The organism is Homoserinimonas flava (genome assembly GCF_054969005.1).
On the sequence record NZ_JBUEQS010000010.1, the window covers coordinates 1 to 731 of the forward strand.

The window sequence follows — 731 nt, forward strand, 5'->3', positions numbered from 1 at the left end:
CGCATCACCGCGGCTGACTCCTCCGCAGTCGTGAAGGCCGATGTGGGCTACTCCTACACTGCCGCCGGCGGCACCGGCACGAGCGCGGACCGGACCAGCATCCAAAGTCGTACATCCCACCTGGAACAGGGCATCACCCCCGGTGCCGTCACCGCGTATACGTACGACTCGCTGAAGCGCCTCACCGCCGCCACCGAAACTGTTGGTGCCACCACGAGCGCATCCTGGGCGTATGCATACGACGCAGCGGGTAACCGGACCGCGCAGACTCGTGCCGGTGCCACTGGAGCGACAGCCGGGACGATCAGCTACACGTATGACGCGGCGAACCGACTCACTGCCGCTACCGGCGACACCACCGCGTGGGCCTACGACGGTGCGGGCAACCAAACCACCAACGGCATCACCGGTGCTGCTTCCACCTACAACGAGCGCGGCGGAGCAGTCAGCAACGGGACGGCCAGCTACGCAACCCATGCGGGCGGCAATACCGACACCCGCTCCCGCCTAGTCGGCTCGACCACTACGCGATACCTCACTTCCTCCCTCGGGCTCTCCGGCGAAGAAGTCGGGACTGCGTTGCGAGCCTTCACTCGGACACCGGATGGGGAAGCGCTCGCGAACCGCCTCGGCGGCGGGTCTCGGTACTACTACGTCACCGATCACCAGGGCAGCGTCATCGGGATGTTCTCCACCCCAGGAGGATGGCTCGGCGGGTATTCGTACAGCCC

General features: G+C 66.3%; 1 pseudogene. It reads left to right on the forward strand.

Going from position 1 to position 731, the window contains the following annotated elements:
* A pseudogene (locus ACY48M_RS13125) lies at nt 1-731 on the forward strand (RHS repeat-associated core domain-containing protein); the annotation flags it as partial.